This is a genomic window from Vibrio sp. T20, from assembly GCF_007858795.1.
In the GTDB taxonomy this organism is placed as follows: Bacteria; Pseudomonadota; Gammaproteobacteria; order Enterobacterales; family Vibrionaceae; genus Vibrio; species Vibrio satsumensis.
Genome location: NZ_VFEB01000087.1, coordinates 101,749 through 115,028, shown reverse-complemented (window position 1 = coordinate 115,028; position 13,280 = coordinate 101,749). Strand labels below are relative to the sequence as shown.

Below are 13,280 nucleotides of genomic sequence, written 5' to 3'. Positions count from 1 at the left end.
AACCCAATTCGATAATCTCGATCTAATGTCGGCTTTAGCTTCTGAACAAGGAGCTAGAGCCGATTCTCTGATTAACGAACCCATCTCAAGACGTAACTCCTTCGTTAAGCCTCACTACATAACTTACTCTAAACAAGCTTCTGCCCGACATATGGTGTTTATTGATGTGAAGTGTTTTAATATGAAAAACATACGCTTAACGTAAGAAAACCAGTTTATGCAATTTCGAGTTATTTTAATGTTGTGCTTAGCTATGATGGGGTGTTCATCCAATCAAAAGTTAACTCCCGACCCAACAACCATCACGCTATTTTATGGTGATACATCCATCTCCGCGGGTGTTTTAGAAGATAAAACATTTAATTCTGTACTCGCGGATAGGGTTGAAAGTGTTACTTTTTCAGGATTAATACGAAAGCAATACTCTGGCTACTTGGTCGATCTGCTCGTGATTCGAGAAACGAAAGAGCCACGCTCAACTCGACAATTAAACACTTCACTTCATATGGAAACTGGAGAATTAGTGGGTGTGGGTGGCGTGAATAATGATGTCTTTAGGGTCATTCTTGAATAATCGTTATAAGACGATAGGTGAGGGAAAGGTTATGCAGCAGAACATTATCACAGAACGATTAATCTTAAGGCCATTTAGGTTGAGTGATAGCGAGCGCGTCGCTGATCTCGCGGGTGAGAAAGTGATAGCGGATATGACAGCTGCCATTCCTCATCCATACAAACCAACGATGGCGGTTGAATGGATTAACTCGCACGAGTCTTTCTTTAATGAAGAAAAGGGTGTGATTTACGCGATAACTCTTAAAGCTAACGATGAAATCATTGGTGCGGTCAGCTTCCCTAGTTTAGTCGATGGCGTTGGTACTCTTGGCTATTGGCTTGGTGTTCCGTTTTGGGGGCAGGGCATCGCGTTTGAAGCTTCTTCTGCGCTAGTAGAATACGGTAAAGCTCATTTGGGACTCACTGAGTTGGAAGTGATGCACTTGTCTGAAAATAAACGCTCAGAGTCTGTTATCCGAAAACTCGGTGTTGAGTTCGTTGAGAAACAGGTACGCAAAATTCATGGTGAAGATCGTGAGTTGTGTGTGTACCGATCTCTGCTCTAGTCTTCTTGTCTGTCGTTTACATTCCTACACTTACAAACATTAGAAGGTCGAGCGAAATAAAGTGTTCAATTAATTTGAATTTTTGCTTTACCTCAACCTAGCTTCAAGTCCTAAGCTTCTCTTAATCATAGAAAAGGAGCTTATTATGCAAAATAACTACGTAAAAGAACTCGCCGTCAAAACTTATCAAGAAGAGCTTCAGATAGAGTACGTAAAATCTAAAGCTCGCCCATTTCATGCGCCTAGCTTTATAGGTGGGGTACTGATGTCAGTCGTGTTGGTTGGGCTGTTTTAGTTATCAGACTCATGGAATCTTTGATCCACTACCAACTCTCTTTCTTACAATTTGCTTGTACTTAATTGCTTACGGCACAATTGTTTAGATTGATATATGGTGTTGATCTTAGAGGAAGCATGGCAAGCCCTAGAGTTTTAAAAGCACAGATTACTGATATTACCTGTGGTGAGAATGTCACTATCATCGAGCCAAGCAACGTTTATGGCTGTGAGCTTAAAGATGATGTATTCATTGGCCCCTTTGTTGAGATTCAAAAGAACTCCGTGATAGGTGCAAGAGCTAAGATTCAATCTCACACTTTTATTTGCGAGTATGTGACTATTGGCAGTGACTGCTTTGTTGGCCACGGAGTCATGTTTGCCAACGACTTATTTAGAGATGGCAAGCCAGATCCCAATCCTGAAAGCTGGGGTCGTACCTGGATAGCTGACAACGTCACGATTGGTTCTAACGCCACGGTTCTGCCTGTGAACATATGTGAAGGTGCAGTAATCGGCGCGGGCAGTGTGGTCACCAAAGACATCACTGAGAAAGGTATCTATGCAGGTAACCCAGCTAAGAAGTTAAGAGACTTACCTTAGTTTCGAGAAGACAAAGTTACCGTTTATGATTCATAATATATGGCATCAATAGTGATTGTTAGAAAGAGAGTTGTTTATGAACATTGTGACAGTCTATAGCGGTAATCAACAGGTATACGCGAATTTGTATCAGGGGTATGCGGCCGAGTTTTCAAAGATCATTGGAGATAAACCAGACGAGTACGGCTTGTTTGAGATCTACCCGACGCTTGGTGATAGCGTTACGGGTTACTTACTCTACATTGATGGAGTTCCTGCCGCGTTAACCGCCATTGAAACCAAAGCGCCAAACGAGTTTGAGATTTGCGACTTCTATGTAGTGCCTTATTTTCGAAAAAATAAAGTAGGAAAACAGTTTATTTCTGAACTGTTTGAACACCTAAAGGGCAGTTGGGAGATCAAGCAAGTACTAGGTGCAGAGCATGCTGTTAAATTCTGGAGAGAGGTGGTCAATGACTACACTTCAGGCAACTTCGTTGAAGACCAGTATCAGGACGAAAAATGGGGCTTAGTAACGAGACAGTGCTTTAATCACGATGGTATTGCCAAGTAAAACCTTATACATCAGAAGCTGGCAGCGTCCTTCTAGCCAGCTTCGAGCCTTTTTATTTAAAGGTTTACGTTACGGTTACTTCTGAGGTTTGTTACGTTCGATTACGCTAATCGCGATAGCCAAAAACAGGATGTCTTTCACGAGGAAGAAGTTAGTGACTAAGATACCATCTGATACTTTCCAAGCGTTTGGCGTTGTAATAAGGAAACTGAGTGTCACAACAAAGATAGCCGCTGCTGCAATGCCTGAGTAGAAGGCAACCGTCGGTTTCTTAAATCCAACTATCAGTCCAATCGCTACAATGATCTCCGTGCCACCCACCATGTTAGACACAGCTTGTACCGAGAACAGACTGTAAAGCCAGTTCATTGCTGGATGATTTGCGATTAGCGGTTCAATGAGCATTGCTTCGGTTGGCGTAAACTTATAAATACCAATCCAAGCTAGCACTAATGCCACGCCAACCACACCAAGGTTATATCCCACATTACTCTGTTTTAAATCATAGGTTTGAACATGCATAAAAGTACTCCATTTAATAAAATCCCTGAATATGACCGCAAGAGTTCAGATTAAATTTCGCGTCGAGAATAATAATTAATATATTTATCTAGAGATTTAACAGGTGGCGACTAATTGTCTCGATATGAACCGAAAGACTAGTGGTGTTGAGAACTGAAGTAATAGGTAGACGATCATGCTGTTCAAAAGGAGCTACGAGTTTTCCAATTTTTGTTTTCAATATTTGCGATTTGGATTAAATTACGCTGATGTTCCCCCTAATTATAAGAAGAGTATAACCAGTGAAAATTCATAGAATTAACCCGACCAAGCGTTGGTCAGATGTGACTGTTTTCAACGGTATCGCAAGTTTTGTGGAAGTTGCTGAAACGGATACAACGGCAGGTATCAAAAGTCAGGTTCAGCAAATTTTTGGTCAAGCTGAAGAAATGATGAGCTTAGTAGGCAGTGACAAATCTCGCGTGTTGTCCGTAACGATTTACCTAACGGATTTCGCTAACTTTGATGCACTAAATGAAGTTTGGGAAGCGTGGTTCCCTGAAGGCTGCGCGCCAAGCCGAGCATGCGTGAAAGCAGAACTTGCTAATCCTGAGCTATTGGTTGAAATGTCATTCATGGTTGCTGCGGGTGAACAGTTTCAATAAACCGAACTATCGGTAGAAATAAGCTTCGTCGATACATTTAACGAGCAGATAAAACAAAGCCACTCAGGTGAATCACTTGAGTGGCTTTTTAGTGTCTACGCTATCTGAAACTAAATCGGATTAGGTATTAAGCGATGCCTTGATCTCTTGCCATCTGTTTCGCGATCTTCGGTGCGTGCCATAGACACGGCAGCAAGATGAACGAAACCGGAACGGCTGTGATCACAATGAACGACTGTAGAGCGGAGATGCCGCCTGAGCCCATCGAGATAAGTGCAATAGCTACCGCACCCATAATGATACCCCAGAAAGTACGTACCGCTGCGTTCGGCTCTGTCGTGCCTGTCATTACTACACTGATGGTGTAAGTCATCGAGTCACCTGTTGTCACGATGAACGTGGTCGTCAGGATCAGGAACAGAATCGCAATCAAAGTCGGGAACGGCAGTTGAGCGGTAATGGCCAGTAGCACCGCTGGAAGGTTAAAGCCTTCGAACGCGTTAGAAATGACACCTGGGGTCTCTAGTTCAAACGCTAAACCACTGCCACCAACGATGCTGAACCAGAAACACGTTACAAGTGGTGCAACGATGCTGATAGAAACGATCATTTGGCGAATAGTACGGCCGCGTGAGATGCGAGCAATGAAGATAGCCATCATTGGACCATAACCTAAGAACCAACCCCAGAAGAACACAGTCCAGCCACCTAGCCACGCTGTATCTTGGCGGTATAGTGCCATTGGGATGAAGTTATCAACCATTTCACCCATACCTTGCAGGTAGCCATCAACAATGAAGCTCGTTGGGCCAACAAGAAGGATGTAGCCGATTAGACACACAGACAAGATGATGTTGTAACGGCTTACCAGTTGGATACCTTTGTTCACGCCGCTCAAAGCAGAAAGCGTGTACATAGCGATAGCAAAGATAATAACAACACTTTGCGTTGCGAATGTATCTGAAATGCCAAACAGTTCGCTCAGCGCGTAGCTGATTTGTAGGCCAAGGAAACCGATAGGACCGATAGTACCTGCGGCTACAGCGACGATGCTGCATGCGTCTACTACGTTGCCAATCCAGCTGTTAATTGCTTTGTCGCCAAGTACTGGGTAAAGCAGAGTACGAGGCTTAAGAGGAAGGCCTTTGTCGTAATGCAGGTGCATTAACACGATAGAAGACAAGCCACCTAAGATTGCCCATGCAAGGAAACCCCAATGCATGAAAGATTGTGACAGGGCATTGAATGCCATCGCTTGAGGATCTGCGTTGCCATACAGTGGCGGAGCTGAAACGAAGTGAGCAATTGGCTCAGCGGCAGCCCAGAATACACCACCACCCGCTAGGAGCGTACATAGGACGATAGACATCCATTTAAAGGTGGTCATTTCAGGTAGGGCAAGCGTCCCTAAGCGAACTTGGCCTGTGCGACCTAGTGCAAGCACTAAACCGATAATGAAGTTGAGAAGCAGTAGGACTTGCCAGAAAGCACCGAACCACTTAGTTGAATAACTAAAGCCGATGTTAACAAGTTCGGACAACACGGAGGTGTTGGTGAAAGCGAGGATGACAAAGAGGGTTAAAAAACTGCCACTAAGCCAAAAGACTGGATTTCCGAGTTCCAGCTTTTCACCCAAAGATTGAGCTTTATTGAAATTGATAGAAGTAGATTCTGCGTTGATGTTTTCGTTGGCGACTTGCGTCAAGTTGGACATTATTTCTTCGCTATATTTGGCTCTTTCAAGCCTATGTATTTCTCCCACACTTGCATAGAAATGTGAGGTTCGTCAAAAAAGCCGCCGATACTAACACATTTGTTATCAAAAAGTGGGCGAATTCCCAAATGAATCCCAAATCGCCTTTAAATCACTACTTTTTGGCTAGTTTTGATACGAATTTTTTCTCGAATCCAAATCACATTTCTGATTTTTGAGACGTTATTTTTTAGCTTTCCGAAATAAATTAATATTAGTTGTTGGTGCAAAATAAGTGTCGACTCATTGCATGCTATAAACAAATTAATGCGAGTCATTTTATAAATACTGAATATTTTAGGTGTTAAATTAGCGCTGTTACCTACAGTTGTTTTGCGAAGAGATTTAAGTGGCGAGGAAAATCCCATTTAAATTAAACATCTTGAAACAACAACTTAAGGGATAGCTAACATGCACCTAAATCAAGGAAGAGTGGCTAAGAAGGTTTTTACACTCAGTACGCTCACCGCGTCATGCTTAATGGCGTTCAACAGCTATGCGGCTGTGGATTGCTCAACGTTAGAAACGTGGGATTCTGCCATTGTATACACAGGAGGTGATCAGGTTTCACATGACGGCAGTGCTTATACGGCAAATTACTGGAATCAAAATAACAACCCAAGCCAATTTGAAGGCGACTACGCACAATGGAAGAAAGTCGATGTGTGTAGCGGCGACGGAGGTGGTGGTACGCCTAATGAAGTACCAACAGCTTCATTAACGGCACCCTCTGCTTCTGACGTGATTACTGAAGGCGACAATATTGTATTGAGTGCAACAGCACTAGACGCTGATGGCAGTGTGGCTTCGGTTGAGTTCTTTGTTGATGGCGTATCTGTTGCGGTAGTCACAGCGGCACCTTTCGAAGCGACTTGGGCTGCAACGTCGGGTAATCATCAGGTTTCTGTTGTTGCAACGGATAATGAAGGTGCGGTAAGTCTAGCAAGCGCGGTTTCTGTCTCTGTCGATTCCGTTACACCTGGAAATGAAGCACCGACAGTTTCGGTTGCGCTTTCAGCAGCTTCGGTCGATGTTGGTGGTGTGGTAACACTTACCGCAACAGCAACAGACAGCGATGGCATTGTCGATAAGGTTGATTTCTACGTGGCTGGTGCTCTTGTTGGCACAGCTGCAACTAGCCCGTACACGTTAGATTACACAACAACTCAAGCAGGTTCTTTAGCGGTTTACGCGAGAGCAACAGACGACCAAGGTGCGACGGCAGATTCAGCATTGGCTTCTTTAACTGTGAATGGCGCTCCAACAGTGAACACATGTCGCCCTGATGGCTTATACCAAACTCAAGGTGTCGATGTTCCTTACTGTACGATTTACGATGATGAAGGTCGTGAGAAAATGGGCGCGGATCATCCACGTCGTGTCATTGGTTACTTCACAAGTTGGCGTGCTGGGGATGACCCACAAGCTGCTTACTTAGTCAATGATATTCCTTGGGAACAACTGACACATATTAACTACGCGTTCGTGAGCATCGGTTCAGACGGTAAAGTAAACGTTGGTGATGTGAACGATCCGAACAACGCAGCGGTTGGTAAAGAGTGGCCGGGCGTGGAAGTTGACCCTGCATTAGGCTTCAAAGGTCATTTCGGTGCATTAGCGACAGCGAAGAAAAAACATGGAGTGAAAACGCTAATCTCAATCGGTGGTTGGGCGGAAACCGGAGGTCACTTCGCGACCGATGGCAGCCGAGTTGCTGACGGTGGTTTCTACACCATGACGACAAATGCTGATGGTTCTATCAACCATCAAGGTATCGAAACCTTCGCGACTTCAGCGGTTGAAATGCTTCGTAAATACCAGTTCGATGGTCTAGATATCGATTACGAATACCCAACCTCAATGGCAGGCGCTGGTAACCCATACGACAAAGATTTCATGGAACCACGTCGTCAGTACCTATGGGCTTCGTATCAAGTGTTGATGAAAGTGCTACGTGAGAAGCTCGATGCTGCGTCTGCGCAAGATGGCAATCACTACATGTTAACGATCGCAGCGCCTTCTTCTGGCTACCTATTGCGCGGTATGGAAACATTTGATGTAACCAAGTATCTCGATTACGTGAACATCATGTCTTACGATCTTCACGGTGCGTGGAACGATCACGTTGGTCATAACGCTGCCTTGTTTGATACAGGTAAAGATTCTGAGTTAGCACAGTGGAATGTTTACGACACGGCGGCTTACGGCGGTATCGGTTATTTGAACACGGATTGGGCTTACCATTACTTCCGTGGCTCAATGCCAGCAGGTCGTATTAACATCGGTGTGCCTTACTACACGCGTGGTTGGCAAGGTGTAACTGGTGGCGAAAATGGTCTTTGGGGGCGAGCTGCGCTACCAAATCAATCTGAATGTGCGGCGGGTACAGGCGAAGGCGAGAAGAACAACTGTGGTCATGGCGCTATTGGTATCGACAACATGTGGCACGATACCGATCCGAAAGGCAACGAGATGGGTGCGGGTTCAAACCCAATGTGGCACGCGAAGAACCTAGAAAAAGGAATTTGGGGCTCATATGCAGAAGCTTACAAGCTTGATCCTATGAATGATCCTTCAGATGTTCTAACGGGAACTTACACGCGTAACTACGATAGTGTGGCGGTTGCACCTTGGTTGTGGAACGCAGAGAAGGGCGTATTCCTTTCTACAGAAGATAAGCAGTCTATCGATGTGAAAGCGGACTACGTTATCGATAAAGAAATCGGCGGCATTATGTTCTGGGAACTAGCAGGGGATTATAACTGTTATGTACTCGATGCGAGCGGCAACCGAACTTCAATCGATACCACTGAGCAAGCATGTAACAGCGGTAACGGTGAGTTCCATATGGGTAACACAATGACGAAAGCTATCTACGATAAGTTTAAGTCTGCAACACCATATGGAAACAAAGTCGCGACGGGTGCTATCCCAACAGAAGCGCTAGATATCGCGGTATCGGTTGGTGGCTTCAAAGTCGGTGACCAAAACTACCCAATCAACCCTAAGATCACGTTCACGAACAACACAGGGCAAGCACTTCCGGGGGGAACTGAGTTCCAATTCGATATCCCAGTGTCAGCACCTGATAACGCGAAAGATCAATCGGGCGGTGGTTTGTCTGTGATTGCTTCGGGTCATACTCGTGCGGATAACATCGGCGGACTAGACGGTACTATGCACCGCGTAGCGTTCACGTTACCTGCATGGGAAGATCTTCCTGCTGGTGGTGTGTATGAGCTAGATATGGTGTATTACTTGCCAATTTCAGGCCCTGCAAACTATGCAGTGAGCGTGAATGGCGTCGACTATGCCTTTAGCTTCGAGCAACCTGATCTACCATTAGGTGATATCAGCTCTGGTGGTGGTAACCCTGGCGATGGTGGCACAAACCCTGGTACGTGTGATACTGCAGGTTTAACTGTTTACCCAGATCTACCTCAGAAAGATTGGGCAGGTAATCCAAGCCATGCAAACACGGGTGACCAAGTCGTTCACAACGGTAGTATTTACCAAGCTAACTGGTGGACAAGTTCTGAGCCGGGCAGTGACGGTAGCTGGACCAAAGTGTGTTCATAGTATTGATTTGTTGATAGAGGTGAGAGCTTTCTATCCCCACCTCCTTAAACAAACCACTTAACGTAGAGTCAAACGCCGAACTCAATCCTGTTCGGCGTTTTTTATTCATGGTCTTACTATGTTTTACGCCCGCTATGTCCGAACGGTGAAAAAGTAGAAGGTAGTGAGCGTGTAGAGGAATAACAGATATAAAAAAGCCCAAATAGATCGCTTTATTTGGGCTTTTTCAGAATTATTTGAAATGCTAATCGCTAATTTAAGCTTTCGCTGCTTTCATCGCTTCCGTTTTTTTTTCCTTTTGCATTTTTGCAAGAAAGTAGATGTTTACACAAGCGATGAAACCGTTGGTCGCGACAACTGGCCATGCGTCAATCATAACGCCGTATGCTGTAAAGAGTGTACAGCCAACAAAGTTAAGGACACGCAGACGAACGATATCTTTCATTGTTAATGAAATTGCGACCATAATAGACGCAGCGTAACCTAAAATTTCAACCATATTGAATTCCATTGTTTGACCCTCTTAAATTTGCCGATACTTTGTCGGTACCAATTCTTCTCTTCATGAGATGATTGAGGAAGCTCCGTGCCTCGAATGGTCTGGTTTTGTTTAACGGGGTAAACTATACCAACTCTGTTTTTGTGATAAAACCCCCAAAATGGACAGAAGTGAAGGTTAGCGATTACGCAAACGTTTAATGACCTTTCTATTAACATAATTACTATTTATGTTGGAGGTTGAATTGATAGTTATTCTTATATGGGTAAGGGAGTCACGAATGATAAAACGATCCATTTGTGCAACAAAAAGCATAAAAAAAGTAGCACTGTTGGCTTTGATGGCTATTGGGCTGACCGCATGTACTACGCAAGAAATACCACCCACGCATAATTATGGTGTGGTCACTAGCGGTGATTTTGATTTCATGAAACACGGCGTGCTGACGTATTCATGGCATCCTGAGTCAGAACAGGTTTACCTTTCTCAAAAATACGATGAAACCGTGGTTACTGATCTGGTGCGTGACGCGATTCAAGAACAGCTCTCTAGTAAGGGTTATCAGTTAAAACAGGATGGTGTCGGCGATGTTGTTGTAGGCTTTGGATTAGCGGAAGAATCGGAACTGAACGATGAGTCTATCTTCGATGCGATTAAGCTATCTACTGGTGTGCCATTTTACGATGGTGAAGGTAAAGTAGCGGAGAAAGGGTCTTTGTACATTGCCTTTTTCGTTCCTGAATCTGAAGTCGTATTGTGGCAAGCTCTAGCTCAGTCTGGTATCCAGCCTGACTTAGAGCCAAGCGAAAGCAAACAGCGCATTACTGGCTTTATAGATATGCTATTTAGACGTATGCCCGAACGCTAGAATTAAGCGATGTACACATTCATTGAATCAATATTTCTTGTTGAAAAAATGGTCAGATCGCAGATTCTGCTTTTTTATTTGTAACGAACGGTACAAATACGTAAAGCAACGTAAAGTTCGCGCTTCTTTTGCTAGCATTTGTCTATACTGCACAAAACGTTAACTTAGGTTTGATTCAATGAAACTCTTCTCCAAATACTCTCTCCCTCTATTAAGTATATTCATTGTAAGTAACGCAGCGATGGTAAGTAATGCAGCGATCGCAGCACCTTCTATAGTACCAAGCCCACCTAGCCTAGGCGCAAAAGGGTATGTGTTAATTGATTTTAATTCTGGTGATGTGCTGGTCGAAAAAAATGCACACACTAAGTTAAATCCAGCGAGTTTGACCAAACTGATGACCAGCTATGTGGCTGGACAAGAGATGAAGCGAGGCAATATCTCTGCTGACGATCAGGTACGAATCAGCGAAAATGCGTGGGCTAAGAATTTCCCTGACTCTTCAAAAATGTTTATAGAAGTAAACACTGATATAGCTATGATGGATCTTTACCGTGGCTTGATTATTCAATCGGGTAACGATGCGAGTGTTGCGATTGCGGAACACGTTGCGGGCTCACAAGATGCATTTGTGGATTTAATGAACTCTTGGGCTGCATCTCTTAAACTAGAAAACACCCATTTTGCCAATGCACATGGCTTAGACGCTGACGATCTCTATTCGACTCCTTACGATATCGCGCTGCTCGGTCGTGCCATTATTCGTGATTTACCGGATGTGTATGGTTTATACAGCGAGCGTTCTTTCAGTTATAACGGCATTACACAACACAACCGTAATGGCTTGTTGCGTGATAGAAGCTTAACGGTTGATGGTATGAAAACGGGCTACACATCTGGCGCAGGCTACAGTTTAGCGAGTTCAGCGACACAAGGTGAGATGAGACTTATCGCGGTTGTGATGGGCGCATCAAGTGTTAAGAGCCGTGAGTCAGACAGCAAGCAGTTGTTGAGCTATGGTTTCCGTTTCTTCGATACACTAAACCCGCACCAAGGCGGCGATCAAGTGGCTGAAGAGAAGGTGTGGTTTGGTGATCAAGACACATTGAAGTTAGGTGTTGCAGAAGACACGTTTATTACGCTGCCTAAGTCAGACAGTAAAAAGCTGACTGCATCTATCGAGCTTAACTCTGAACTGAAAGCCCCAATTGCAGAAGGTCAAACGTTAGGGGTGGTTCATTACACCGTTGATGGTGAAGATGTGCAAACCCAGCCGTTAATTGCGCTGGAAGCGGTTGAACAGGGCGGTTTGTTCAAACGTTTAATGGACTATGTTAAGTTGTTCTTCGCGAGCCTATTCTAAATAGAGCTTGTGGCGATAAGTCGCAATGAAAAGTAGAAAAATTGGGCGTTGTGAGTGAATCACAGCGCCCATTGTTATTTTTACATCAATGAAAACACCGCTTCGTACCATCTTTATTAGCCGTAGCGGGCGGTTTCGATTACTATACGCAAAATTTAGCAGTGTAGTCACTTATGACGATAGAGATAAAGAACGTAACCGAGCCCGAAGTAACATGTGCCAATTGTCAGGCATGCTGTTGTCGTTTAGAGGTTATGATCATCACAGATACCGGCGTTCCTGAAGAGCATATTGCGTATGACGAGTGGGGTGGCGAAACCATGTTGAGATTAGACGACGGTTGGTGTTCTGCGGTAGATAGAGAAACACTGATGTGTACTATTTACGAAAACCGACCTTGGATCTGCCGTGAGTTCGAAATGGGCTCTTATGAATGCGTTGATCAGCGCAAGGATGTAATGGGCTAAGACTTTATCTTAGCTATCGATCTCAGTTGAGCTCTAGCTGTTCTTAGAGCTTTAACTATTCGTTGAGCTCAAATGCTCTGCAAGAAAATCGATAAACACTCGGATTCTTTGGGGCAAATAGTCGCTCGCATGATACACCGCATACATTGGTAACTGGTCATTACTCCAGTCTACCAATAACCGTGTTAATTCCCTTTTCTCAACAAATTCCTTACCCATCCAATTCGGCAAAGCGACAATACCTAAACCTTGACGAGCCATCTTAAGCAGCATTTCCGGGCTGTCTGAAGTGAATATTTGATTTACTTTAATACTGCTGGCTTTGTGGCTCTGGTCGGTAAAACGCCATTCATTCGCAGGCGTCATCAGTGAGTAGGTTAAGCATTGGTGTTTGCTCAGTTCTTGTGGCTGTTGCGGTGCTCCGTGTTTCTCTAGGTATTCAGGTGATGCGAAGTAGTGAACTTTGTTATTAAACAACAAGCGTGCTTTTAGCCCTGAGTCTTTAAGCTGTGATGCGCGGATGGCGACATCAATATTGTGTTCATTGAGATTAACGATGTGGTCGTCAACGCTGAGGTTAATACGTATCCCTGGGTGTTGTTCAATGAATGCTTGAAGCGGTTCACTGAGTAACATGGTTGCAAAGGCACTTGGAGCGGATATTTTTAATTCACCTTCTACGGACTCAGTTTCTCGCTTGAGCTGACTTTCTATTGCGGACATTTCTTCTAGGAAGCGGACACAATAAGTCAAGTAGTCTTTGCCTGCATGGGTTAGGGATATTTTGCGACTGTTTCGCTGAAACAACGTCATTCCTAAATCACTTTCTAACCACGCAATCTTTTTACTGACGGCACTTTGTGTCATATCGAGCTTATTGGCAGTAGCAGTAAAACTGTTCAGCTGTGCAGTTTCCACGAAGATACGAATACACTCAATTTTATCCATTCTACTTGCCTTATGTCTGCTATCTAAACTTAATCATTCCAAATTGGAATCTTAACTATCATAAAATTAGCATTTATCGTTCGA

General features: G+C 44.2%; 14 protein-coding genes. 10 read left to right on the top strand and 4 right to left on the bottom strand.

Annotated features, from left to right (window positions below; genetic code table 11):
• The first annotated feature begins 217 nt into the window (after window positions 1-217).
• From FTW16_RS08925 to FTW16_RS08910, 5 genes are all read left to right on the top strand, one after another.
• Window positions 218-574, top strand: a complete 357-nt coding sequence (locus tag FTW16_RS08925; protein WP_146490756.1) for a hypothetical protein — start codon at window positions 218-220, stop codon at window positions 572-574.
• Window positions 575-605: 31 nt separating this feature from the next.
• Window positions 606-1,121 carry a GNAT family N-acetyltransferase gene (locus tag FTW16_RS08920; RefSeq protein WP_146490755.1) on the top strand — a complete coding sequence of 172 codons (516 nt, stop codon included), beginning with the start codon at window positions 606-608 and terminating at the stop codon, window positions 1,119-1,121.
• Between the two features lie 145 nt (window positions 1,122-1,266).
• Window positions 1,267-1,416, top strand: a complete 150-nt coding sequence (locus FTW16_RS24475; RefSeq protein WP_186728044.1) for a hypothetical protein — start codon at window positions 1,267-1,269, stop codon at window positions 1,414-1,416.
• 119 nt (window positions 1,417-1,535) lie between these two features.
• Window positions 1,536-2,000 carry an acyltransferase gene (locus tag FTW16_RS08915; RefSeq protein ID WP_146490754.1) on the top strand — a complete coding sequence of 155 codons (465 nt, stop codon included), beginning with the start codon at window positions 1,536-1,538 and terminating at the stop codon, window positions 1,998-2,000.
• A gap of 76 nt (window positions 2,001-2,076) precedes the next feature.
• Window positions 2,077-2,553, top strand: a complete 477-nt coding sequence (locus tag FTW16_RS08910; RefSeq protein WP_146490753.1) for a GNAT family N-acetyltransferase — start codon at window positions 2,077-2,079, stop codon at window positions 2,551-2,553.
• A 75-nt stretch (window positions 2,554-2,628) separates the two neighbouring features.
• On the opposite strand, the gene FTW16_RS08905 is transcribed toward FTW16_RS08910, so the two are convergent.
• Window positions 2,629-3,075 carry a DUF417 family protein gene (locus tag FTW16_RS08905; RefSeq protein WP_146490752.1) on the bottom strand — a complete coding sequence of 149 codons (447 nt, stop codon included), beginning with the start codon at window positions 3,073-3,075 and terminating at the stop codon, window positions 2,629-2,631.
• A 281-nt stretch (window positions 3,076-3,356) separates the two neighbouring features.
• Here FTW16_RS08905 and FTW16_RS08900 point away from each other — a divergent pair, with 281 nt between their 5' ends.
• The gene (locus FTW16_RS08900; protein WP_146490751.1) at window positions 3,357-3,719 is read left to right on the top strand and encodes a RidA family protein; all 363 of its coding nucleotides are present in this window, start codon (window positions 3,357-3,359) and stop codon (window positions 3,717-3,719) included.
• 127 nt (window positions 3,720-3,846) lie between these two features.
• On the opposite strand, the gene FTW16_RS08895 is transcribed toward FTW16_RS08900, so the two are convergent.
• A complete protein-coding gene (locus FTW16_RS08895; protein WP_146490750.1) occupies window positions 3,847-5,433 on the bottom strand; it encodes a BCCT family transporter in 1,587 nt (528 codons plus the stop codon).
• A 450-nt stretch (window positions 5,434-5,883) separates the two neighbouring features.
• Here FTW16_RS08895 and FTW16_RS08885 point away from each other — a divergent pair, with 450 nt between their 5' ends.
• Entirely contained in the window at window positions 5,884-9,051 is a 3,168-nt protein-coding gene (locus FTW16_RS08885; protein ID WP_146490749.1) for a chitinase C-terminal domain-containing protein, read from the top strand.
• Between the two features lie 256 nt (window positions 9,052-9,307).
• Here the strand turns inward: FTW16_RS08885 and FTW16_RS08880 are convergent, their stop codons facing one another.
• Entirely contained in the window at window positions 9,308-9,562 is a 255-nt protein-coding gene (locus FTW16_RS08880) for a YgjV family protein (RefSeq protein WP_019821983.1), read from the bottom strand.
• Window positions 9,563-9,830: 268 nt separating this feature from the next.
• On the opposite strand from FTW16_RS08880, the gene FTW16_RS08875 reads away from it, so the two are divergent.
• From FTW16_RS08875 to FTW16_RS08865, 3 genes are all read left to right on the top strand, one after another.
• Window positions 9,831-10,418: a DUF4136 domain-containing protein gene (locus FTW16_RS08875; protein WP_146490748.1), complete on the top strand. Its 588-nt coding sequence runs from the start codon at window positions 9,831-9,833 to the stop codon at window positions 10,416-10,418.
• A gap of 178 nt (window positions 10,419-10,596) precedes the next feature.
• Window positions 10,597-11,781, top strand: a complete 1,185-nt coding sequence (locus FTW16_RS08870; protein ID WP_146490747.1) for a D-alanyl-D-alanine carboxypeptidase family protein — start codon at window positions 10,597-10,599, stop codon at window positions 11,779-11,781.
• Window positions 11,782-11,954: 173 nt separating this feature from the next.
• The gene (locus FTW16_RS08865; protein ID WP_146490746.1) at window positions 11,955-12,248 is read left to right on the top strand and encodes a YkgJ family cysteine cluster protein; all 294 of its coding nucleotides are present in this window, start codon (window positions 11,955-11,957) and stop codon (window positions 12,246-12,248) included.
• Between the two features lie 51 nt (window positions 12,249-12,299).
• Here the strand turns inward: FTW16_RS08865 and FTW16_RS08860 are convergent, their stop codons facing one another.
• Window positions 12,300-13,196 carry a LysR family transcriptional regulator gene (locus FTW16_RS08860; RefSeq protein WP_146490745.1) on the bottom strand — a complete coding sequence of 299 codons (897 nt, stop codon included), beginning with the start codon at window positions 13,194-13,196 and terminating at the stop codon, window positions 12,300-12,302.
• Window positions 13,197-13,280 lie beyond the last annotated feature (84 nt).

What these genes read in the sequence shown, in the direction of transcription:
- FTW16_RS08925 (WP_146490756.1), top strand. Translation starts at nt 218, where the DNA reads ATGCAATTTCGAGTTATTTTAATGTTGTGCTTAGCTATGATGGGGTGT.
- FTW16_RS08920 (WP_146490755.1), top strand. Translation starts at nt 606, where the DNA reads ATGCAGCAGAACATTATCACAGAACGATTAATCTTAAGGCCATTTAGG.
- FTW16_RS24475 (WP_186728044.1), top strand. Translation starts at nt 1,267, where the DNA reads ATGCAAAATAACTACGTAAAAGAACTCGCCGTCAAAACTTATCAAGAA.
- FTW16_RS08915 (WP_146490754.1), top strand. Translation starts at nt 1,536, where the DNA reads ATGGCAAGCCCTAGAGTTTTAAAAGCACAGATTACTGATATTACCTGT.
- FTW16_RS08910 (WP_146490753.1), top strand. Translation starts at nt 2,077, where the DNA reads ATGAACATTGTGACAGTCTATAGCGGTAATCAACAGGTATACGCGAAT.
- FTW16_RS08905 (WP_146490752.1), bottom strand. Translation starts at nt 3,075, where the DNA reads ATGCATGTTCAAACCTATGATTTAAAACAGAGTAATGTGGGATATAAC.
- FTW16_RS08895 (WP_146490750.1), bottom strand. Translation starts at nt 5,433, where the DNA reads ATGTCCAACTTGACGCAAGTCGCCAACGAAAACATCAACGCAGAATCT.
- FTW16_RS08885 (WP_146490749.1), top strand. Translation starts at nt 5,884, where the DNA reads ATGCACCTAAATCAAGGAAGAGTGGCTAAGAAGGTTTTTACACTCAGT.
- FTW16_RS08880 (WP_019821983.1), bottom strand. Translation starts at nt 9,562, where the DNA reads ATGGAATTCAATATGGTTGAAATTTTAGGTTACGCTGCGTCTATTATG.
- FTW16_RS08875 (WP_146490748.1), top strand. Translation starts at nt 9,831, where the DNA reads ATGATAAAACGATCCATTTGTGCAACAAAAAGCATAAAAAAAGTAGCA.
- FTW16_RS08870 (WP_146490747.1), top strand. Translation starts at nt 10,597, where the DNA reads ATGAAACTCTTCTCCAAATACTCTCTCCCTCTATTAAGTATATTCATT.
- FTW16_RS08865 (WP_146490746.1), top strand. Translation starts at nt 11,955, where the DNA reads ATGACGATAGAGATAAAGAACGTAACCGAGCCCGAAGTAACATGTGCC.
- FTW16_RS08860 (WP_146490745.1), bottom strand. Translation starts at nt 13,196, where the DNA reads ATGGATAAAATTGAGTGTATTCGTATCTTCGTGGAAACTGCACAGCTG.